Below are 21,931 nucleotides of genomic sequence, written 5' to 3'. Positions count from 1 at the left end.
GTTGCTTGGCAACCTGAGGTTTCAGGCAATAGTCGAACCGCGGTAGATAAGGTGTTGACCCCATGATGAATTGGCTGCAAGGCAACAGCGACATGGCCGAGCGGGTCCGCCAGCATGATTGGGCCAGTACGCCCCTCGGCCCGCTGGAGCAGTGGTCCGATGTATTGAAGACCACCGTCGCGCTGTGCTTCGCTTCCAGGTTTCCCCAGGCCATTGTTTGGGGGCCTGAGTTGATTACGCTCTACAACGATGCATTCCGGCCGATTCTGGGCAACAAGCCGGAGGCACTGGGCCGCCCTTTCAGCGAGGTGTGGCACGAGGCCTGGAGCGAGATAAGCCCCATCGCCAGCGCGGCGTTCGACGGTCATGCCACCTATATTGAAAACTTCCCGCTGATGCTCAAGCGCAATGGCGCGCCGGAACAGGCGTATTTCACTTTTTGCTACAGCCCTATCCGCGACTCCCGAGGCAACGTGGTGGGCATGCTCGATACGGTGACCGAGACCACCTCCACCGTATTCCTCGCCCGTCGCCTGGCGGTGCTGGATGCCATCGGCAACGCCGTGGCCAGCGCCACCGACGCCGAAGCCATCATGACATCGACCACCCAACTGCTGGCGCAACACCTGCAAGTGTCGATTTGCGCCTATGCCGATATGGATGAGGATGAAGATGGCTTCACTATCCGTGGCGACTGGGCGGCGCAGGGCTCACCCAGCATCATCGGACACTACAGCCTGGCGGCGTTCGGCGAACGCGCGGTGAGGGCTCTGCGTGCCGGTCAGCCCCTGGTGATCCGCGATAACCTGATCGAACTGCCCGCCGATGAGTCGGCAACCTTCCAGGCGCTGGGCGTCACGGCTACCATCTGCGTGCCGCTGATCAAGGATGGACGTCTCACGGCGCTGATGGCCGTGCATGACAAACAGCCCCGCTACTGGTCGCCCTACGATCTGGCGTTGTTGGGTGAAGTGACCGAACGGTCCTGGGCGCACATCGAGCGCGTGCGCGCCGATGCCGCCGTACGCGAGGGTTTGGCGGCCTACACCGAACTCAACGCCACACTGGAGCAGCGCGTGGAAGAACGCACCCTCGCGCTGGCCCAGGCCGAGGCCGCGCTGCGCCAGTCACAGAAGCTTGAAGCCATCGGCCAACTGACCGGCGGCGTCGCCCATGACTTCAACAACCTGCTGACCATCATTCGCTCGTCAGTGGACTTCCTGCGCCAACCGAACTTGTCGCAAGAGCGTCGCCAGCGCTACATGAGCGTCGTCTCCGACACGGTGGAGCGGGCCAGTAAACTCACCAGCCAATTGCTTGCCTTCGCCCGTCGCCAGCCGTTGAACCCGCAGGTATTGGATGTCAGCCAGCGGGTACGCAACATCGGCGAGATGCTTGAAAGTGTCACCGGCGCCCGCATTCATGTACAGGTGCAGTTGCCCGATCAGCCGTGCTACGCACGCATTGACCCCAGCCAACTCGAAACCGCGCTGCTCAACATCGCACTCAATGCTCGCGACGCAATGGACGGCCAGGGCATCCTGACCCTCAAGGTCGCCACACAGCAAGCGCTGCCGCGCATCCGCGGTGACGCCGAGTCGCGCCTGCCGTACATCAGCATCTCTCTGACCGACACCGGCACCGGTATTGCCGGCGACACCATCGACCGTATCTTCGAGCCGTTCTTCACCACCAAGGCCGTTGGCAAAGGCACCGGGCTGGGCCTGTCGCAAGTCTTCGGCTTTGCCAAACAGTCGGGCGGCAACATCGATGTGGCAAGTACCCTCGGCCAGGGCACTGTGTTCACCTTGTATTTGCCCCAAGTGGAAGGCGAACCCGCCCCGCAGCAGGACGAACAGGAGCAACTTGTACCGCCGCAGGAGGCTGCCCAACGGCATGTTCTGATCGTGGAAGACAACCTGGAAGTGGGACGTTTCGCCAGCCAGATCCTCAAGGACCTGGGCTACAAGACCACTTGGGCGACCAATGCCGAGCAGGCACTGGCCCTCGCTGGCAACGACGCCCGAGCTTTCGACGCGATTTTTTCGGATGTGGTCATGCCGGGGATGACCGGCGTTGCGATGGCCAGACTGCTGCGTGAGCGGCGTCTGGACCTGCCGGTGGTACTTGTCTCAGGCTACAGCGAAGAGCTGGCGGACAGCGGTTATGAGGGGTTTGAGTTCCTCGCCAAACCCTACTCCGCCGAACAGGTCGCCAGGGCGTTGGTGAGGGCGATGTCCAAGGATCAGACCGCTACAGCCACCTGATCAAGACCTTGAGCCTTAGCGGTGCAGGTCTTCAAACCCGTCGCGCTCATCGGTTTGGGCCGCGCGGGTTGAAAGACGGTGTGTACGCTCCATTTGCCGAGTCAGGCGGAAGGCTTTTTCCAGCGCATCGGACAGTTTGCAGGTGGCCGTCACCACAAAAGATGAAAACACCAGCACCGCCAGGGCCACACCCACTTGCATCGGCGCCGGCTGGAACAACAGCCACAGCGTACAGGGCAACAGCACCAACGCCATCGAACTCAGGGTCATGTAGCGATAGGCCGAGTAGCAGGACACCGCACTGACTGACATCCCTACGGTAAAGAGCATCACCAGTACCTGGGACACTCGGTCATCAACCGGCATCACCGCCAGCGCTCCACCTCCCCAGATGCCAGCCGACAACATCAGCGTGATCCAGTAACGCCGCTCCCAACGCTTTGGGGTGCGCTCGCTGTCAGGGCAGCGAAACCACTGCACGAACATGTGCAGGCGCAGCAGTGACGAGCAACCCAGCAGCACCAGCCATACCAGAATGATTCGATGATCGAAGCGATCCCAGCACAGCCAGCAGAGCATGGCGGCGCCCAGATAACTACCGAAGACGGCCGAGAACGACTGGCGAAACAGTTGGTGCAACCGGTCGGTTCGCACTTGCTGCTCGATGATGGGATCCTGATCTTGCCCATGCCCAAGGCTGTTCATGCAATGCGCCTGTGTCGATTGCGACGGCAAAGGCGCCATTGTGGCGCCCTGCCAGTATCGGGAACAACTGCATCCGCCAATCCAGTGCCCTTACAGCTCCTGCGGACGCAGAATCAACACACCCAGCGGCGGCAGGTTCAACGACAGCGACACCGGTTGCCCATGACGCGGCTCATCCTGGGTGAACACCTCTCCCCCATTGCCAAAGTTGGAACCGGCGTAAGTGTCCGCATCACTGTTGATCACCTCACTCCAACGCCCGCCGAACGGCACCCCAACCGCATAGCCTTCACGCGGCACCGGGGTGAAGTTAGCAACCACCAGCACCGGCCGGCCGTCCTTGCTCCAGCGCAGCCAGGCGTAAACACTATTGATCGCATCATCGCCAATCAGCCACTGGAAGCCTTGGGGCGCATCATCCTGTTCATGCAGCGCCGGCTCCTCGCGGTACAGGCGGTTCAAATCGCCCACCAGCTTCTGCACACCACGGTGCTCAGGGTATTGCAGCAGATACCAGTCCAGTTGCTGGTCGTGGTTCCATTCGCGCCACTGGCCAAATTCGCAGCCCATGAACAACAGCTTCTTGCCCGGGTGCATCCACATGAAACTCAGATAGGCGCGCAGATTGGCAAACTTCTGCCAGCGATCTCCCGGCATCTTGTCGATCAGCGAGTGCTTGCCGTGCACCACTTCGTCGTGTGAGATCGGCAAGATAAACCGCTCGGACCAGGCATATACCAGGCCGAAGCTCAGCTCGTTGTGATGATGGGCACGGTAGACCGGGTCTTGCTGGATGTAGTGCAGCGAGTCATGCATCCAGCCCATGTTCCACTTGTAATTGAACCCCAGGCCACCTTGCTGGGTAGGCTGGCTGACCCCCGGCCATGCCGTCGATTCCTCGGCGATCACCAGCGCGCCGGGCGCTTCAAGGGCGACCACGTCGTTCAAATGCCGCAGAAAATCGATGGCTTCCAGGTTCTCGCGCCCGCCATGGCGGTTGGGCACCCACTCGCCGGCCTTGCGCGAATAATCGCGGTACAACATCGAAGCCACCGCATCCACCCGTAGCCCATCCACATGAAAATGCTTGAGCCAGTGCAGGGCCGAGGCCAGCATGAAGCCGTGCACTTCCGTACGGCCCAGGTTGTAGATCAGCGTGTCCCAGTCCTGGTGAAAGCCCTCCAGCGGGTTGGCATACTCGTACAGCGCTGTGCCGTCGAACTGCGCCAGACCGTGGGTATCGGTGGGGAAATGCGCCGGCACCCAATCGAGAATCACGCCGATATCCGCCTGGTGACAGGCATTGACGAACCAGGCGAAATCCTCGGGCGATCCAAAGCGTGCACTCGGGGCGAATTGCGACAAAGCCTGATAGCCCCAGGAACCACCAAAGGGGTGCTCCATGATCGGCATCAGCTCGATATGGGTGAAGCCCAGTTGCTGCACGTAGGGGATCAAGCGCTCCGCCAGTTCACGCCAGCCGTATTGACGGGCGACCTCGCCGGTCTCGTCCAGCTCGCACTGCCAGGAGCCCACGTGCAGCTCGTAGATCGACAACGGCGCCGTGGATTTCTGCTTTTCACCCCGGGCTTGCATCCACTCATGGTCTTGCCAGTCCACCTGCAACGGTGCGGCGACCTTGGAGGCCGTGTCGGGCGGCAGTTGGGTGGCCAGCGCCACCGGGTCGGCCTTGAGAGGCAGGATCCCATGGGCCCCGAGGATTTCGTATTTGTAGGCAGCGCCCGGCTGCAAACGCGGGATAAAAATCTCCCACACACCGGAGGGGTGACGCAGGCGCATCGGATGGCGGCGACCGTCCCAGATATTGAAATCGCCAACTACCGAAACCCGCCGCGCATTCGGTGCCCACACCGCAAAGCGCACACCTTGCACGCCATCGACACTGGTCACCTGGGCCCCCAGGCAACTGCCCAGGTCGCGGTGATTGCCTTCGGCAAACAGGTAAAGGTCCATTTCCCCCAACAGCAATTGACTGAAGCTGTAGGGGTCTTCGGTAATCTGTTCACCGCCCGCCCACTGGATTTTCAGCAGGTACGGCTGGCGCGTGCTGAACTGCCCGACAAACAAGCCAGGCACCTGGGTTGCCTCGAGGCTGCCCAGCACTTCACCGCCATCCCGGCTGAGTACCTGAACGCTGAGCGCCTCTGGCAGAAAGGCGCGAATAAACTGCCCGCCCTGCTCGTCGTCATGCGGGCCCAGGATCGAGAACGGATCCGGGTGTTCGGCGCGTACCAGCGCTTCGACGTCCTTGGACGCCGGCAATGCAGTCAACTTGGGCTGCAGCGGTTCTTTATGTGTAAAACTCATGACGTCTCCCCACCGCGTACAGGTTTCGATTTAGGTGTAAGCCCGCTCAGCAAGCCATGCAGCCCTTGCAAGGGCACCGGCAACCAGGTCGGGCGATTTTCCGCTTCGTAGGCCACTTCGTACGCGGCCTTTTCCAGGCTGAACAACGTCAGCGCTGCGTCCTGGCCGTTGGCATCCTGCCAATCATGCGCCAGTGTAGACGTCGCCGTCTGATAAGCCTGAGTAAATGCCTGGCGGGCTTCACTCAGATAGCGATCGGTGACGCGCTTGCGCGCAGTGTTGGCTTGCGGTGTCTGATCCACTGCTTGCACATTCAGGGCCATGGCCGCCGCGTAGTCAAAGGAGCGCAGCACTCCGCTCACATCTTTATAGGGGCTGTGCTTGCCGCGCCGCTCATGCAACGGCCGCGCAGGTTCCCCTTCAAAGTCGATCAGGTACGCGTCGCCCTTGACCACCAGCACCTGGCCCAGGTGCAAGTCACCGTGGACACGAATCCGCAGCCCGCCGACCGTGGCCTTCGCCAACGCCTGGACATGCCCGGCGATGGTTTTTTTGTGTACCAGTAACTCACTGACCAACGCCTGGTCAGCGGGGTTCAACTGGCTTTGATGAAGCTTGAGCAATTGCAGCGCACGCTCGATCTGCGCGCCGACATCCTTGGCCCAGGCCTGAGTATCCTTGGCGGTAGTGATTTGCGGCTTGAAGTCCTTGTCATCCGTTGGCGCACCCAGCACCCCATGCATTTCCCCCAGGCGCTGGCCGAGCGCCGCGGCGAAATCCGCCAGTTCGCCAAGGGCGTTGTAGTGCTGCTCCTGTTCAGAAATGGCCTCGGCCAACTCGTCGCGGATCGCCCGTTCCAGGTTGTTCTGGGTCCAGCTCCAGGCATCGCCCTGGTTGCTCAGGTAGCCCTGGGCAATCATCAGCAGGTTGTCCTGCCCCTGCGCGTCGCGGCGGCTCATAAAGCCCAGCAAAGGCGAGATATTCGGGTAGCCGGCGGCGGTCAGGTAGGCGCTCATTTCCAGCTCCGGGTGTACCCCGGCGCTGACTTTGCGAATCAGCTTGAGCACCAGGCTTTCGCCCACCACCACCGAACTGTTGGACTGCTCGGCAGACAAGTAACGCACCGGCGATTCGTGAGTCAGTTGCAGCCCGGCCAGGTGTCCGGTCGCCTCAAACCGCAGATCGCCCTCACTGGAGTTGAGCACGGTCCCTGCCTGCATGGCCTGGATGACTTCACGGATGAAAGGCTCAAGGCTGAAGGCATCGGTCACCAACCCTACCTGGCGAGTACGTCGCACCCGGGCCAGGGCCAATTGCTGGGGCAAGGCGCTGCTCACCTGATCTTCGCCGAGAAAGCCCAACGGCAGTTGATAACGGCTGACCTGACCGCCGCTGCTGACCTCGACTTCACTGAGCAATACCGGGTGCTGTGGGTCGCCAAAACGTACGCCGTAAGCGATGCGCACGCTGTCGATCGCCGTGTCTTTGCCGGCAAACCAGCGACGTTTGGGCAACCAGGCTGGCAATGAGGTTTGTTCCAGGCTGGTGCGGCAAGGCTCTTCGAGTAATTCTTCCATGCGTTTTTTCAGTACCAGAGTGGTGAAGTCGGGCATGCTCTGCGCCGGTTCCACATGCCAGCTTGGCATCTGGTTTTCCGTCGCCAGCACAAACCAATAAAAGCCATAGGGCGCCAGGGTCAGCAGGAAATTCAGCTGGCCAATCGGTGGAAAGGCATTACCGCCGAGCATCTCCACCGGCACCATGCCGGCGAAGGCAGACAAGTCCAGCTCCGCCGCCTGGGCGCTGCGCGACACATTGGCCACGCACAGGATGATTTCGGTGTGGCCGTCTTCCCCCGTGTATTCACGGGTGTAAGCCAGGATGCGCCGATTGGTCGGCGAGAGCATTTTCAGGCTGCCACGGCCAAAGGCCTTGGACTGCTTGCGCACCGCGAGCATGCGCCGGGTCCAGTTCAGCAATGAATGCGGGTCCTGGGCCTGGGTCTCGACGTTGACCGATTGATAACCGTATTGCGGGTCCATGATCGGCGGCAATACAAGGCTGGCCGGGTTGGCACGGGAGAAGCCGCCATTGCGGTCGATAGACCACTGCATCGGCGTACGCACACCGTCGCGGTCGCCCAGGTAGATGTTGTCACCCATGCCGATCTCATCGCCGTAATACAAAGTCGGTGTGCCCGGCATCGACAACAACAGGCTGTTGAGCAACTCGACACGGCGACGATCACGCTCCATCAGCGGCGCCAGGCGTCGACGAATACCCAGGTTGATTCGGGCGCGGCGGTCTGCAGCATAGTAGTTCCACAGGTAGTCGCGTTCCTTGTCGGTGACCATCTCCAGGGTCAGCTCATCATGGTTGCGCAGGAAGATCGCCCATTGGCAATTGGCGGGAATCTCCGGGGTCTGGCGCAGAATATCGGTGATGGGAAAGCGGTCTTCCTGGGCTAGCGCCATATACATGCGCGGCATCAGCGGGAAGTGAAAGGCCATATGGCATTCATCGCCGTCATCGCCTTTGCGCTCACCGAAATACAGCTGCGTGTCTTCGGGCCATTGGTTAGCTTCGGCCAGCAGCATTCGGTCGGGATAATGGGCATCGATTTCGGCGCGAATCTGCTTGAGGACGTCGTGGGTTTCAGCCAGGTTTTCGTTGTTGGTGCCGTCGCGTTCGATCAGGTAGGGGATGGCGTCCAGACGCAGGCCGTCAATGCCCAGGTCCAGCCAATAGCGCATCACCGACAGTACGGCCTTCATGACTTGCGGGTTATCGAAGTTGAGGTCGGGCTGGTGGGAGTAGAAGCGGTGCCAGAAGTACTGGCCGGCGACCGGGTCCCAGGTCCAGTTGGATTTTTCGGTATCGAGAAAAATGATGCGCGTGCCGTCGTACTTCTGGTCATCGTCCGACCACACGTAGAAGTCCCGCGCGGCCGAACCCGGCTTGGCCTTGCGCGCACGCTGGAACCAGGGGTGCTGGTCGGAGGTGTGGTTGATCACCAGCTCGGTAATTACCCGCAGCCCGCGTTTATGCGCCTCGGCGATGAAGCGTTTGGCATCGGCCATGGTCCCGTAGTCGCTGTGCACGCCACGGTATTCGGCAATATCGTAGCCGTCATCGCGACGTGGCGAGGGGTAGAACGGCAATAGCCAGATGGTGTTCACGCCAAGGTCGGCAATATAGTCGAGCTTGGCAATCAGCCCGGGGAAGTCACCGATGCCATCATTGTTGGAGTCAAAGTAGGATTTGACGTGAACCTGGTAAATCACCGCGTCCTTGTACCAGAGCGGGTCTTTGATGAAGGTGGCTGTCTTGGGTTTCTTCGCCATCGGGAACTCCTGAAAACACTAAAGTTCTGCAGACGGAATGCGATCCAGTGTGGGAGCTGGCTTGCCTGCGATAACGGTCTGTCAGTACCTGAAATGGTGGCTGACAAATCGCTATCGCAGGCAAGCCAGCTCCCACAGGGGAACTCCATCAGCCTGGGGAATGGGTGATGCGCCAGATTCCAAAGGGCATCTGCGGTTCAAGCCGTGTCCATTGGGTCTTGCCGTACCAGGTCCAACGGTGGCCGTTCATCAAGTCTTCACCCTGGGTCTGGGCGTCATCCGGCAGGCCCAGCTCCCACAGCGGTAGTTCAAAATGGGCTTCCTGAGCGTTAAAGGGGTCGAGGTTGACTGCCACCAGGATGAAGTTGCTGCCATCTTCGCTGCGCTTGCCGAAATACAGGATGTTGTCGTTCCAGGCGTTGTAGAGCTTGAGCCCCAGGTGTGTGTGCAGGGCCGGGTTCTGCCGACGGATACGGTTGAGTTGGGCGATCTCGGCAATGATGTTGCCGGGGGCGGTGAAGTCCCGCGGGCGGATTTCGTACTTCTCCGAATCCAGGTATTCCTCCTTGCCCGGCACTGGCGCGGCTTCGCACAGTTCAAAGCCTGAATACATGCCCCACAGGCCCGAGCCCATGGCCGCCAGCGCGGCACGAATCAAGAAGCCGGCGCGCCCGGACTGGTGCAAAAAGCCTGGGTTGATATCAGGTGTATTGACGAAGAAGTTCGGCCGGTAGCATTCGCGCCACGGCGACTGGTTCAATTGCGTCAGGTACTCGCTCAACTCGGCCTTGGTATTGCGCCAGGTGAAGTAGGTGTAGCTCTGGGAGTAGCCGACCTTGCCCAGGCGCGCCATCATCGCCGGAGTCGTAAAGGCCTCGGCGAGGAAGATCACCTCAGGGTATCTGGACCTGACATCACTGATCAGCCATTGCCAGAATGGCAGCGGCTTGGTGTGGGGATTATCGACGCGAAAGGTCTTCACGCCCTCTTCCACCCAACCCACCACAATATCGCGCAGCTCTGTCCATAAGCCCGGAATCGCATCCGCCGCATAAAAATCGACGTTAACGATGTCCTGGTACTTTTTCGGCGGGTTCTCTGCGTATTTAATCGTGCCATCGGGGCGCCAGTTGAACCAGCCAGGGTGCTGTTCAAGCCACGGATGGTCCTGGGAGCATTGGATGGCAAAGTCCAGCGCAATTTCCAGGCCGTGGTCGGCAGCGGCTTTGACCAGGCGATGGAAATCCTCACGACTGCCCAGTTGCGGGTGAATCGCCTCGTGCCCGCCCTCCTCGCTGCCGATGGCATAGGGGCTGCCCGGATCATCGGGGCCGGCGGTGAGTGAGTTGTTCTTACCCTTGCGATGGCTGCGGCCGATGGGATGGATCGGCGGGAAATACAGCACGTCAAAGCCCATGTCGTGGATCATCGACAAGCGCGAGTGCACGTCATTGAATGTGCCGTGGCGGGCCGGATCGTCGGTGATCGAGCGGGGAAACAGCTCATACCAACTGGCGAACTGCGCCGCCTCACGCTCTACGTCAATCGGGTAGGCGGGGCTGATGCTCAGATAAGCGCGATGATCGGCCTGGGTCATCAGGTGTGCACTGTCTTCGTGCAGGAACAACGCCACCTGCTCGGTTTCCAGCAGGCCCGACAATTCGTGGTGCAGCAACATCAAGCGGTCGCGCAATTCGTTGTCACTGCGCTCGGCGGCCTGCAACACCAGGCTACGGCCCTCCTGCAATTCAAGGCTGACCGGCACCCCGGCCTCGTGTTTCTTGCGCAGTTCATAGCAGAAGCTGGCGAAGGTATCGATCCATGCCTCGATGCAGTATTCATGCGGACCGAGGTGGGCGACGGTGAACGCGCCCTCCCAGCCATTGTTACCGACATCGGTCATGACCACGCTGTGCCAGCTTTCATCCTCCAGCGCGTGCCAGCGGATCAGCACCGCCAGTTTGTCGTGGCCATCGGCGAACACTTTACTGGTGACATTGACGCGCTGGCCGACCACGGCCTTGACGGCAAATTCCCCCTTGTCGATCACCGGCATGGTGCTTTCGATAGCGATCCTGGGTAACAACAGCGCTTGCGACAACGGCAGTGCGCAGCCCTCTGGAGCCAGTATTTCAGCAGTCATCGAGCATCTTCCCCTTACGCCCCGTGGACGCTCTTTGCTTGATCCGAATTCAAGTACGGCGACGCTCTCCCTGAGCAGAGCCGTTTAAAGTCCGAGCCTGGGCGCGCGGCAAAAGTTCAGGTGGATATGTCGCCGCCGGGCGGGGAATCAATTCCCCAAGGCAATGGTCCACCCATAGAGCCAAGCACAAAGGAGGCCACACTGATGAATATCCCAATACCCCCTGAACCCGAAGATCCGAATATCGATGCCCCGCCCTTGCCGCCTTCGGAGCCGACGCCGGCGCCAAAGCAGGAACCCCCTGAAGATGAGCCACCCGCAGCGCAAGAACCGCCCACGACCACGCCGCCGGTCATCGTCTGAGTCACAATGATGGAGGTTCGCTCGGGAGGGGCCAGGCTGTTCTTCAACTCGAGCGAGCCGCAAAAAATCGAACTCTCCTACAGACACTGGGAACAAGCCTGAATGCTCGCGTGACTGCAGGTTTATATATTTACCTCGCACTCAACCCATCTTCCGATGGGAAGTTCTGATCCTATCGCGAGGACACCATGTCGACTATCAACCCTCAGCACTTTTCCCGCACGCAGCCATCGCCACCTGGACACTCCAGCGGCGCCCAAGCTCAGGGCCGGCCCACACAGCAGCAGGTGGACGCGTTGCTCAACGCTGGCCCGAACTGGTCCGTTACGCCCAAGGCACCGGACCGTGCACAGCAATCGCCTGACACGCGTTCCAATCAGACCTCTCCTGAGCAACACGCAGACGCGACGAAACGCGTGAGCGATACTCATACACTATTGACCCCGGAAACAATCAACGCGCTACAGGGCAATCCGGACTCTGCCCAATCTCGTGCGATCAAGTCCGAACTCGAATGGATTTTTCAGCCAGAAAACAGGCGCGCAGCGTTACGTGGGCCCGACGCCAAAGCGAACCGCAAAAAATTTGAAGAGATGAGCGTCGTGCTCAATGCCGGTGCCAGGAACCTGAACTCAGCCAAGCACAAAACAACAGAAGAGGTAATGAATAAATTCGCCTTTAAAAATATCGAGGCCCTGCTCGGGGCATTTGACGGCGACGCCTCGAGCTCTTTTGGCCGTCTCGATAACTCACTCGCAGAGTTAGCCAAAATCAAACAACACTATTCCAGGATGGACTCGACCTATAAAACCTTAAGCAATACCTGCGATTCGCTGGCCAAGGAAAAGCTCGACGCGTCACAAGCAGATGCCACGCCACCGCCATCGGCCTCCGACACTGGCCACGACAGCTCTGCAACCTACAGCTTCCGCTCTGCCAGTGAATCCACACTCGAGTCTCCTCAAGAGATCCGGAATTTCAAATCCCAAGACAAACTGAACCTGACCGGCATTCAGAAACAGTTGAACACCCCGCTGCGATGGGTTGAGCGCCGCCCAGAGTCGATCGGGGAGATACAGATTCAATATTCGCCCAATAAAAATGTCAGCGTGGTAGTCATTGCTGATGCTCCAGGCAAGCCACCCTTCGTACTGAAGGTGTTTGGTGAGGTGCGCCAAAGCAACATCGTGACCTGATGGCTGGGTATTACTTTTCCACTAACTTGACGATTCTCGGCATGATGCTGAACACCGCCAGGGCCAGCAACGTACTGAGTACCGCCGTCGATTCACGCCCCATGCCCGCCGCCACCCCGATGGCGGCGGTCATCCACAACCCGGCAGCCGTGGTCAGGCCCTTCACATGCTGGCCCTCTTCATCTTCCTTGCCCTTGAGGATAGTGCCGGCGCCAAGGAAGCCGATGCCCGCAATCACCCCTTGAACCACCCGGCTCATGGCGTCTGCCTGGTTGCCGGACATCTGCGGCACCAGCACGAACAGCGCCGCGCCAAGCGCCACCAGCATATGAGTGCGCACGCCCGCCGCCTTGCCCTTGTGTTCACGCTCAAAACCCAGGATGCCACCCAGGATCGCAGCGATCAGCAGGCGCACAGTCACTTGAGTGAGTTGCCGGGCATCGGTGATGTCGGCGAACTCGGCTTGCAGGGTTTGCCACACTTGTTGCCACCAGACGTCCATGGATGCGCTCCTTTTATTATGAGTAAAGAATAGACCGCACAGACCGCCAGTCAGTTGCCCGGAACCCGTGCGCATGGCAGTCGCCTAACGCTGCACAGTTCACAAAACGGAGATCGTCATGACCGTACGCATCGAAAATCATCTGTGCTACTTCACGCTCGACGAAAACGGCCAGGAACAAAGCCTGCCCGCCACCCGGGTGACCATCCTTACCGATCACGACAAAGCCATGTCTTATCTGGAATTGGCGGGTTCTCGCATCTACATCACCGAAGCCGAGGCGGACGCCCTGACGGTTGAAGGCGCCACCGATGGCCGTCAGCACGTGAAGGCCGACGAACCGGGTTCGGTGATTTAATTGATCTGCGTCAGCCCCTTCGATCGATCGCTGCACCTTATTGACGCTGGGGTGCAGCACATTGACGCAGATGGGTACATCCAGCCCATCTGATCCGCTTTATATCGCCATACCTGAGTCTGTTATGCAAACAGCCTGTCGCCCATAGTGCATTGGCCTGATGGAGGCTGATGAGCGAACGACCATGAGCGAACGAATCCCAACCGTGGAAACCTTTGAGCCCATACACCCAAAGAAGGTGAAGGCCAAATCCAGCGATAACCTGATCCATACCCGCAGCTTTACCGGCCTGTTCCGCACCTTGCGTGTCAGTGGAGCGGCTATGCTGTTCCTGGCCTTTTTCGGCACCGTATGGCTGAACTGGGGTGGGCGCCAGGCCGTGCTGTGGGACCTGGCGCACAGCAAGTTCCACATTTTCGGCGCCACCTTCTGGCCGCAGGACTTTATCCTGCTCTCGGCGCTGCTGATCATCTGTGCCTTCGGCCTGTTTGCGATCACGGTGTTTGCCGGCCGCGTCTGGTGCGGTTATACCTGCCCGCAAAGCTCGTTCACGTGGCTGTTCATGTGGTGTGAAAAGATCACCGAGGGCGAGCGCAACCAGCGTATCAAGCTGCAGGCGGCCCCGTGGAGCCTGAACAAACTCGCGCGACGCTCAGCCAAACATACGCTGTGGCTGGGCATCAGCGTGCTGACCGGGCTGACCTTTGTCGGCTACTTCACGCCCATCCGCCCTCTCGCCGTCGAACTGCTGACCTGGCAAATCGGCGGGGTGAGCCTGTTCTGGGTGCTGTTTTTCACGGGCGCTACCTACATCAATGCCGGCTGGTTACGCGAAGCGGTGTGCATGCATATGTGCCCGTATGCGCGATTCCAAAGCGTAATGTTTGATAAAGACACCCTGACCATTTCCTACGATACCGCCCGCGGCGAACGCCGTGGCCCGCGCAAACGCGAAGTGCAGCCAGCCGATGCAGGGCTCGGTGATTGCATTGATTGCCAGCTGTGCGTGCAGGTTTGCCCTACCGGCATCGATATCCGCGACGGCCTGCAAATGGAATGTATCGGCTGTGCGGCCTGCATTGATGCCTGCGACTCGATCATGGACAAAATGGGCTATGCCCGGGGTTTGGTGAGCTACACCAGTGAACACCAACTGCAGGGTGGCAAGACTCATCTGCTCAGGCCACGCCTGATCGGCTACAGTGCCGTACTGCTGGTAATGATTGCCGCGTTGGTGGTGGCCTTGATTGAACGGCCGATGGTGTCGCTGGATGTCACCAAGGACCGCGGCATGTTTCGCGAAAACAGCCAGGGTTTGATCGAGAACATCTACAGCCTCAAGGTCATCAACAAGACCCAGCAACGCCAGGACTACCGGGTGGAACTGGTGGATGCCGACGGGTTCCAGTTGCAAGGCAAGACCCGGATCAGCCTGGCGCCCGGAGAAATCGTCGATATGCCGGTGTCCGTGGCACTGCTGGCCGAGAAGCCGGCGAGCAGCTCGCAGAGCCTGCGCTTCAAGGTGACAGATGTGGATGAGCCCTGGATCTACAGCGCCGCAGACAGTCGCTTCGTCGCGCCGTTGAACCGCTGACAATCCGCCAATGTGGGAGGGGGCTTGCTCCCGATAGCGGTGGGTCAGAACAGTTTTGGTTACTGACACCCCCTCATCGGGACATAGGTATCTACACAATTTTTTAGGTTGTAGAAGCCGACGGTAACTACGATGCGAAGCGAGCCGCTCTTGATCTTGATCTGTTTTTGATCTTAAGCGCCCCGTCAAACCACGCTGGCCGGAATTCGACAGGGATTCTGGGCCGGCATTCCGGCTTTTCGAAAGTGACCCGCTGTAAGAGCGGAACCATAAGTGGCCGTTACCGCAGCAATGGATATGTACTCGGTATAACTGTGTCGGCTGCCTGGCCGCCTTCGCGAGCAAGCCCGCTCCCACATTTGGATCTCGGAGCATCAGATAGATATGCGCTGGCTGACTGGTCGTCACGGGAGCAAGCTCCCTCGCCACAGGTACAGCGCCGTACCAAAAATGTGTAGATACCTATGCTAATCGTGGGCAAGCTCCCACACACACTTACCCGGCGTACAGACTGAAAACTGTTTAAGGCTGCCATGAAACGCTACGAAAAATTCGCCGATGACATCGCAGAACTGATCCGCTCCGGCGTCCTTGGCCCAGGTCAGCGCGTACCGTCGGTGCGCTATGCCAGCCAGACCTACGGCGTCAGCCCGTCTACCGTGTTCCAAGCGTATTACTTGCTGGAACGCCGTGGCCTGATTCGCGCGCGGCCGCGTTCGGGCTACTTCGTCAACACCCATGCGCCGAGCCCGTTTTCCGAGCCAGTGGTGAGCGAGCAGGTGCATGAGTCCACCCATGTGGACGTCAGTGAATTGGTGTTTTCGGTACTCGACTCCATCAAAGACCCTAATACAGTGCCCTTCGGCTCGGCCTTCCCCAGCCCGATGCTGTTCCCGTTGCCGCGCCTGGCCCGCTCCCTGGCCAGCGCCAGCCGCGAAATGGACCCGCGCCTGGTGGTCACCGACATGTCGCCGGGCAACCCGCAACTGCGCCGACAGATTGCCCTGCGCTACATGGTCGGCGGCCTGATGCTGCCCATGGAGGAGTTGCTGATTACCAACGGTGCCCTCGAAGCGCTGAACCTGTGCCTGCAAGCCGTGACTGAACCGGGCGACCTGGTTGCCATCGAGGCACCGGCGTTCTACGCCTGCCTGCAAGTGCTGGAGCGCCTGAAACTCAAGGCCGTGGAAATCCCGGTGCACCCGCGCGATGGTATTGACCTGAACGCCTTGGCACAAAGTCTTGAGCGCTACCCAATCAAGGCCTGCTGGACCATGACCAGCTTCCAGAACCCCATGGGCGCCACCCTGCCCGAAGCAAAAAAACAGGCGCTGGTAGAGCTGTTGCGCAGCCATCAGGTGCCGTTGATCGAAGATGATGTCTATGCCGAGTTGTACTACGGGCAACACGCGCCAAAACCGGCCAAGGCGTTTGATACCGAAGGGCTGGTGATGCACTGCGGTTCCTTTGCCAAGAGCCTGGCACCGGGCTACCGCGTCGGCTGGGTCGCGGCCGGGCGCTTTGCGCAGAAGGTCGAGCGCCTGAAACTGATGACCTCGCTGTGCCCGTCGATGCCGGCCCAGGCGGCGATTGCCGACTACCTGCAACACGGCGGTTATGACCGGCATCTGCGCAAATTGCGCTATGCCCTGGAAGAACAGCAAAGCGCCATGCTGGCGGCCATCGCCCGCTACTTCCCGGCCCAGACACGGGTCAGCCAGCCGGCGGGCGGTTATTTTCTGTGGTTGGAATTGCCGGAGCAAACCGACTCGCTGAAATTGTTCCAGATGGCCCTGGCCCAAGGCATCAGCATCGCACCGGGGCCGATTTTTTCAGCGACCCAGCGCTTCAGAAACTGCATACGCTTGAACTATGGCAGCCCATGGAACGAAGCCTCGGAAAAGGCCATGGAGACGCTGGGGCGGATAGTGCGGTCTTTTTAACGGCGCGAAACACAGCCCGTGGAACCGTGTGCCATCAGGAACCACCTAGCTATGCCTATCCTCATGTCGAGATCGTCATGCGCATCAACCCTCTTGCGGCATCGACCGCCTATCGGCTTGGCGAAGGTCGCCCTGAAAATAACTGGCTTATTGCGCCGACTGCGCCCGAAGAACCTCCCGTCGGTGACAGTCGTACCACCCGGCAGATCATCAACGCCAATCCTGCGCTCAAGCACCTGTTCAAGCGCCGCGATAGCTACCCGGTGACAGACTTGCTCAAGCGCCGACTGGGGGACTGGACATTCGCCAACCCTGATGCCAAGGCCAGGGCCCACGCGGCCTATAACCTGGCGAGAGTGATTAACGTCCTCGACAATGTGAATGATCGCCGCGTCGGTAACAGCGAACGACACGACGGCAAGATCAATGGCTTTCACAACGCCGGCTATTCCACCCGAAAGAACTCAGAAGCCCGTCTACTTGTAGCATTCGCGGAAAACGGCTACGACGTGCTGCAAAACCTCGGGCAGTAAGCTGCTTTTCAGCGTCCGCCCCCTAGGTCTAAAAAGGTGCCGGTGGCGTATGAGGCCTTGTCCGACAGCAACCAGATAATCGCCTCAGCCACTTCATCCGGACGCCCGCCACGCGCCATGGGGATACCGGACTCCAACTTGCTGACGCGGTCCGGGTCGCCGCTCAGGGCGTGGAAATCGGTAAAGATATAACCAGGGCGTACCGCGTTGACTCGAATACCTTCACCTGCGACTTCTTTGGACAGACCGAGGGTGAAGGTATCCAGAGCGCCCTTGGACGCAGCGTAGTCCACATACTCACCTGGCGACCCCAGCCGCGCCGCTACCGACGACACGTTGACGATACTGCCACCCTGCCCGCCATGCCGAGGCGACATACGCAGCACCGCGTGCTTGGCGCACAGGATCGGGCCCAGCACGTTGGTCTTCATGATCTTCAGGATACGAAACTCGGACATCTCGTCGACCCGCGACTTTTGCCCCACAGTACCGGCGTTGTTGACCAGCGCCGTGACACGCCCCAATTCGGCATCCACGCGATTGAACAGCGCTATCACTTCATCTTCGATGCTGACATCAGCGCGCACCGCAATGGCCTGGGCGCCGAGGCCGCGCACTTGTTCAAGCACGGCATGGGCAGCCTTCTCGTCCGACTGATAGTTAATGCAGATGCGATAACCTTCGCGAGCAGCCAGCAAGGCCGTCTCGGCGCCAATCCCGCGGCTGCCTCCGGTGATGATGACGACTTTGTCCATGGCTACGGTCTCCTGATTCAACCTGATGGTTAGGGTTGGATCCAAGAATACCCGTCACTGATGGCTTTTGTCAGGCGCTGGCGCATCTTCGCCGGCGAGGATGTTTGCCATGAAATTGTCGGCCGGCAATGGATGCCCCAACAAATAGCCTTGCAAGGAATCACACCCCAGGCGGGTAAGGAAATTTTGCTGCGCATCGGTTTCCACGCCTTCGGCAACGATCCGCAAGTCCAGGGCCTGGCCGAGGGCGACAATGGCCGAGACGATGGCGGCGTCGTCGCTGTCGTGCTCCAGGTCGCGTACAAAGCCGCGGTCGATCTTCAACTCGTTGGCCGGCAGGCGCTTGAGGTACATCAGGCTGGAGTAACCGGTGCCAAAGTCATCGATGGACAGGTCCACGCCCATGTCCGAGAGCTGCTGCAATACCGTCATGCTCGCATCGGCATCGCTCATGGCAGTGGTCTCGGTGATCTCCAGCGTGAGGCTGTTGGCGGGTAATTGGTGGCGCTCCAGAGCAGCCGCAACACTGTTGACCAACCCGGCATGACAGAACTGCAGCGCCGAAAGATTCACGGCGATGCGCCAGCTCTGATAACCCTGTGCGTACCACAGGCTCATCTGGCGGCAGGCTTCGTCGAGTACCCATTCACCGATGGCAATGATCAGCCCGGTTTTCTCCGCCAGCGCGATAAAAGCTGCCGGCAGCAACAAGCCCTGTTGCGGATGCTCCCAGCGCAACAACGCCTCGGCCCCCACGGCAATACCGCTCACCGCATCGAACTTGGGTTGGTAATACAAGCGAAACTCGCCGAGTTCAAGGGCATTGCGCAGGTCCTGCAACAATTGCAGTTGCTTGCGCGCATTGGTGTTCATTGACGCATCGAAGAAGCTGTAGCCGTTCTTGCCCATGCCCTTGGCGTGATACATCGCCGCGTCGGCGTTCATCAACAGCTCCTGGGGGTTATTACCGTTGCCCGGGAACATGGCGATACCGATACTCGCGGAGATTTTCAGCTCATGCTCGGCCACCGTGAAAGCGCGGTTGATCAGACCGACCTGACGCTCGGCCAGGCCCATGGCATCGTCCGGCTGGGTCAATTGCACCAGCAACACGAACTCGTCACCGCCAATACGGGCCAGGGTGTCCTGGCTGCGCAAGTCCTCGCGCAGACGCAGGCCAACCTCGCGCAGCAGTTGATCGCCCATGTGATGACCAAAGGCATCGTTGACCGGCTTGAAGCCGTCCAGGTCGATAAACATCAGCGCAAAGCAACCGCCCTGCTCGTACACCGCCTGAATGCCTTGTTGAATGCGATCCGCCAGCAGCGTGCGATTGGGCAAGCCGGTGAGCATGTCGTGCAGTGCCAGGTGGGTCAGTTCCTGGTTGGCCAGGGTCAAGGAATCGGCGAGTACAGCGGTACGCGCCTCAAGGCGGGCATCGAGCAATGAGGTCAACAATGCTATGACCAACACCGCCAGGGAGGTCACCAAGACCAGGTTATCCAGGCCCTTGCCGCTCAAGCCCGTCAGCGCGGCACCGCAGAAGCTGTCATCGGCAAACTGCGCGGCGGCCATCCCGGTGTAGTGCATGCCGACAATGGCCACGCCCATCACCACCGCCGCCCCACCCCTTGCCAGGCGCACGTAAGGCGTATTACGGCGCAGGTTGAAGGCGATCCACAGCGCGGCACCGGAGGCCATTACTGCGATCAACAACGAAGCGCCGAACAAGGTCGGGTCGTAGTCGATCCCCGGGGTCATGCGCATCGCTGCCATGCCGGTGTAGTGCATGCTGGCGATACCGGCACCCATCACCAGCGCACCGAACGCCAGTTGCCAGGCCGGCAGACGTGGCTGGCTGACCAGCCATAAGGCGAAGCCACTGGATAACACGGCGATCAACAGCGACAGCGCAGTGATGCCCAGGTCAAACCCGAGGGCAAACGGCAGGCGCAGGGCCAACATGCCGATAAAGTGCATGGACCAGATGCCCACGCCCATGGCTGCTGCGCCGCCGGTAATCCATAGGTAAACGGCACGCCCCTTCGTCGTAGCGATACGCCCGGCCAGGTCCAACGCGGTGTAGGACGCCAGCATTGCAACGCACAGGGAAATCACGACCAGGGAGGTTGAATAGCTACCGATCAACATGGGGCTTCTCGCAGGCAACAGGGCGTACAAGCCCATGCCGGGTGGCAAAGCGGGCGATTGTAGCGAGAATGATTCTGGGGCAGGTGATTAATTAAGCAGATAGCCATTAGTCATTTTTTGGCGTCAATCTGCTGGCTTAATGCGGGTATTTTTCAATACCTATGGGAGGGGGCCTCCCCACTGTAGGAGCGAGTTTGCTTGCGAAAAATCATAGGCGCCGCGTGTATTCAGGAAACACGCGTTATCGTTGACGTTTTTCGCGAGCAAGCTCGCTCCTACAGGATGCCCAGGTATTCGCTCACTCCTTCTCGGCCAGAGACGTCTGGCCGTCCCAGCCACCACCCAACGCCGCAATCAACTGCACACTCGCTACCAGCCGCGACTGCAACAAGGTCAACACGGTGCGCTCGTTGCTCAAGGCCGTCGCCTGCACAGTCACCACATCCAGGTAAGCGATCAAACCCGCCTTGTACTGGTTCTCGGTCAAGCGCAACGACTCACGCGCCGATTCCAGCGCTTCATTGCTGACCACAGCTTCGTCCGCCAGCACCTTGAGTTGCACCATGTAGTTTTCCACTTCACGGAACCCATCCAGTACGGTCTGGCGGTACTTGGCCACGGTCTCGTCATAGCTGGCCACGGTGCGGTCGACTTCCGCCGAGCGCTGGCCGCCATCGAACAGGGTCATCGCCAGTTTCGGCCCCACCGACCAGAAGCGGTTCGGCAGGCTGATCCAATCTTCATACGTGCTGCTGGAGTAGCCGCCCTGCAAGCTCAGGCTGAGATCCGGGTAATAGGCCGCCTTGGCCACGCCGATGTTGGCGTTGGCGGCGATCACCGAGCGTTCGGCCGAGGCAATATCGGGGCGACGTTCCAGCAACTGGGACGGCAGGCTCACCGGTATTTGCGGCAGCGCCGGAATGTCTTTGCTCACCGCCAGGTTGAAGTTGGCCGGGGCTTCGCCGATCAGCACGGCAATGGCGTTTTCCAGTTGGGCGCGCTGCCAGATCAGGTCGATCAGGCTGGCCTGGGTGGTCTTGAGCTGAGTTTGCGCCTGGGCGATGGCATCCTTGCCGGCCACCCCGGCGCGGTACTGGTTTTCGGTCATTTTCAATGAACGCTGGTAGGTGTCCAGGGTGGCTTGCAACAGGCGCGTCTGTTCATCCATGACCCGCAGTTGCAGGTAGCTCTGCACCAGTTCCGACTGTTGGCTCAGGCGCATCGCGGCCAGGTCTGCCGAGCTGGCCTCGGCGCTGGCTTCATTGGCCTCTAGTCCACGGCGCAACTTGCCCCAGATATCGGCTTCCCAACTCACGCCCAACTGCGCATTGAGGGTGTCGCGGATACCACTGCTGGAACTGCTGAGGCTGGCGCTGCTGCTGCCGGTACCCTGGCTGGCGCGGGTTTTACCCACGCTCAGGTCGACGCTGGGGTAAAACGCCCCGCGGGAACTGCGCACCAGCGCCTTGGCCTGGCGAAAGCGCGCTTCGGCCTGGGCAACGGTCTGGTTGGACGTGTTGAGGCGCTCTACCAGCTCATTGAGTTGGCGGTCGCCATACAGCTCCCACCAGGCGCCACGGGCCAGGGAATCGCTGGGGTTGGCCTGGCGCCAGCCCTGGGCTTCTTTGAACTGCACCGGTTCGATGACCTCCGGGCGCTTGTAGTCAGGGCCAATGGCGCAGGCGCTGAGCAACACCCCACACATCATCATGGCCAATAACTTCATTGTGTTGTTGTGGCTAGGGTGCT

Annotated in this window: 14 protein-coding genes and 1 pseudogene; 7 read left to right on the top strand and 8 right to left on the bottom strand. The window is 60.0% G+C overall.

Translation table 11 applies throughout. From position 1 onward, the window contains the following. The first annotated feature begins 62 nt into the window (after positions 1-62). Positions 63-2,267 (top strand): GAF domain-containing protein, encoded by a 2,205-nt coding sequence (locus J1G33_RS24210; RefSeq protein WP_148854520.1) that lies wholly within the window; start codon positions 63-65, stop codon positions 2,265-2,267. 45 nt (positions 2,268-2,312) lie between these two features. On the opposite strand, the pseudogene J1G33_RS24205 reads toward J1G33_RS24210, so the two are convergent. From J1G33_RS24205 to J1G33_RS24190, 4 genes and pseudogenes are all read right to left on the bottom strand, one after another. Beyond that, positions 2,313-3,011 (bottom strand): annotated as a pseudogene (locus J1G33_RS24205) (GGDEF domain-containing protein); the annotation flags it as partial. Between the two features lie 51 nt (positions 3,012-3,062). Beyond that, a complete protein-coding gene (glgB, locus tag J1G33_RS24200; protein WP_223018921.1) occupies positions 3,063-5,300 on the bottom strand; it encodes a 1,4-alpha-glucan branching protein GlgB in 2,238 nt (745 codons plus the stop codon). Continuing rightward, positions 5,297-8,644 (bottom strand): maltose alpha-D-glucosyltransferase, encoded by a 3,348-nt coding sequence (gene treS / locus J1G33_RS24195; RefSeq protein WP_223018920.1) that lies wholly within the window; start codon positions 8,642-8,644, stop codon positions 5,297-5,299. The genes glgB and treS overlap by 4 nt, the downstream gene beginning before the upstream one ends. A gap of 148 nt (positions 8,645-8,792) precedes the next feature. Beyond that, positions 8,793-10,787 carry an alpha-1,4-glucan--maltose-1-phosphate maltosyltransferase gene (locus tag J1G33_RS24190; protein WP_223018919.1) on the bottom strand — a complete coding sequence of 665 codons (1,995 nt, stop codon included), beginning with the start codon at positions 10,785-10,787 and terminating at the stop codon, positions 8,793-8,795. Between the two features lie 204 nt (positions 10,788-10,991). On the opposite strand from J1G33_RS24190, the gene J1G33_RS24185 reads away from it, so the two are divergent. Next, positions 10,992-11,150 (top strand): hypothetical protein, encoded by a 159-nt coding sequence (locus J1G33_RS24185; RefSeq protein ID WP_164699486.1) that lies wholly within the window; start codon positions 10,992-10,994, stop codon positions 11,148-11,150. Between the two features lie 188 nt (positions 11,151-11,338). Continuing rightward, positions 11,339-12,346 (top strand): M10 family metallopeptidase C-terminal domain-containing protein, encoded by a 1,008-nt coding sequence (locus J1G33_RS24180; RefSeq protein WP_223018918.1) that lies wholly within the window; start codon positions 11,339-11,341, stop codon positions 12,344-12,346. Between the two features lie 10 nt (positions 12,347-12,356). Here the strand turns inward: J1G33_RS24180 and J1G33_RS24175 are convergent, their stop codons facing one another. Next, positions 12,357-12,848, bottom strand: a complete 492-nt coding sequence (locus J1G33_RS24175) for an MgtC/SapB family protein (protein WP_103734282.1) — start codon at positions 12,846-12,848, stop codon at positions 12,357-12,359. Positions 12,849-12,966: 118 nt separating this feature from the next. Here J1G33_RS24175 and J1G33_RS24170 point away from each other — a divergent pair, with 118 nt between their 5' ends. From J1G33_RS24170 to J1G33_RS24155, 4 genes are all read left to right on the top strand, one after another. Next, positions 12,967-13,206, top strand: a complete 240-nt coding sequence (locus tag J1G33_RS24170; protein WP_005788559.1) for a DUF3203 family protein — start codon at positions 12,967-12,969, stop codon at positions 13,204-13,206. 184 nt (positions 13,207-13,390) lie between these two features. Next, positions 13,391-14,800 (top strand): cytochrome c oxidase accessory protein CcoG, encoded by a 1,410-nt coding sequence (gene ccoG / locus J1G33_RS24165; RefSeq protein ID WP_223018917.1) that lies wholly within the window; start codon positions 13,391-13,393, stop codon positions 14,798-14,800. 533 nt (positions 14,801-15,333) lie between these two features. After that, positions 15,334-16,743, top strand: a complete 1,410-nt coding sequence (gene mapR / locus J1G33_RS24160; RefSeq protein ID WP_005788562.1) for a GntR family transcriptional regulator MpaR — start codon at positions 15,334-15,336, stop codon at positions 16,741-16,743. 77 nt (positions 16,744-16,820) lie between these two features. After that, positions 16,821-17,276, top strand: a complete 456-nt coding sequence (locus tag J1G33_RS24155; protein WP_223018916.1) for a hypothetical protein — start codon at positions 16,821-16,823, stop codon at positions 17,274-17,276. Between the two features lie 8 nt (positions 17,277-17,284). On the opposite strand, the gene J1G33_RS24150 is transcribed toward J1G33_RS24155, so the two are convergent. From J1G33_RS24150 to J1G33_RS24140, 3 genes are all read right to left on the bottom strand, one after another. Next, positions 17,285-18,031 carry an SDR family oxidoreductase gene (locus tag J1G33_RS24150; protein ID WP_032875743.1) on the bottom strand — a complete coding sequence of 249 codons (747 nt, stop codon included), beginning with the start codon at positions 18,029-18,031 and terminating at the stop codon, positions 17,285-17,287. A 54-nt stretch (positions 18,032-18,085) separates the two neighbouring features. After that, positions 18,086-20,182 (bottom strand): EAL domain-containing protein, encoded by a 2,097-nt coding sequence (locus J1G33_RS24145; protein WP_223018915.1) that lies wholly within the window; start codon positions 20,180-20,182, stop codon positions 18,086-18,088. Between the two features lie 298 nt (positions 20,183-20,480). Then, positions 20,481-21,908 (bottom strand): efflux transporter outer membrane subunit, encoded by a 1,428-nt coding sequence (locus tag J1G33_RS24140; protein ID WP_262416931.1) that lies wholly within the window; start codon positions 21,906-21,908, stop codon positions 20,481-20,483. Positions 21,909-21,931: the final 23 nt, after the last annotated feature.

This window comes from Pseudomonas sp. P867 (assembly GCF_019891455.1).
Taxonomy (GTDB): domain Bacteria; phylum Pseudomonadota; class Gammaproteobacteria; order Pseudomonadales; family Pseudomonadaceae; genus Aquipseudomonas; species Aquipseudomonas synxantha_A.
Note: the sequence above shows the minus strand (reverse complement) of the source record. Positions and strands in the feature narration are given on the sequence as shown.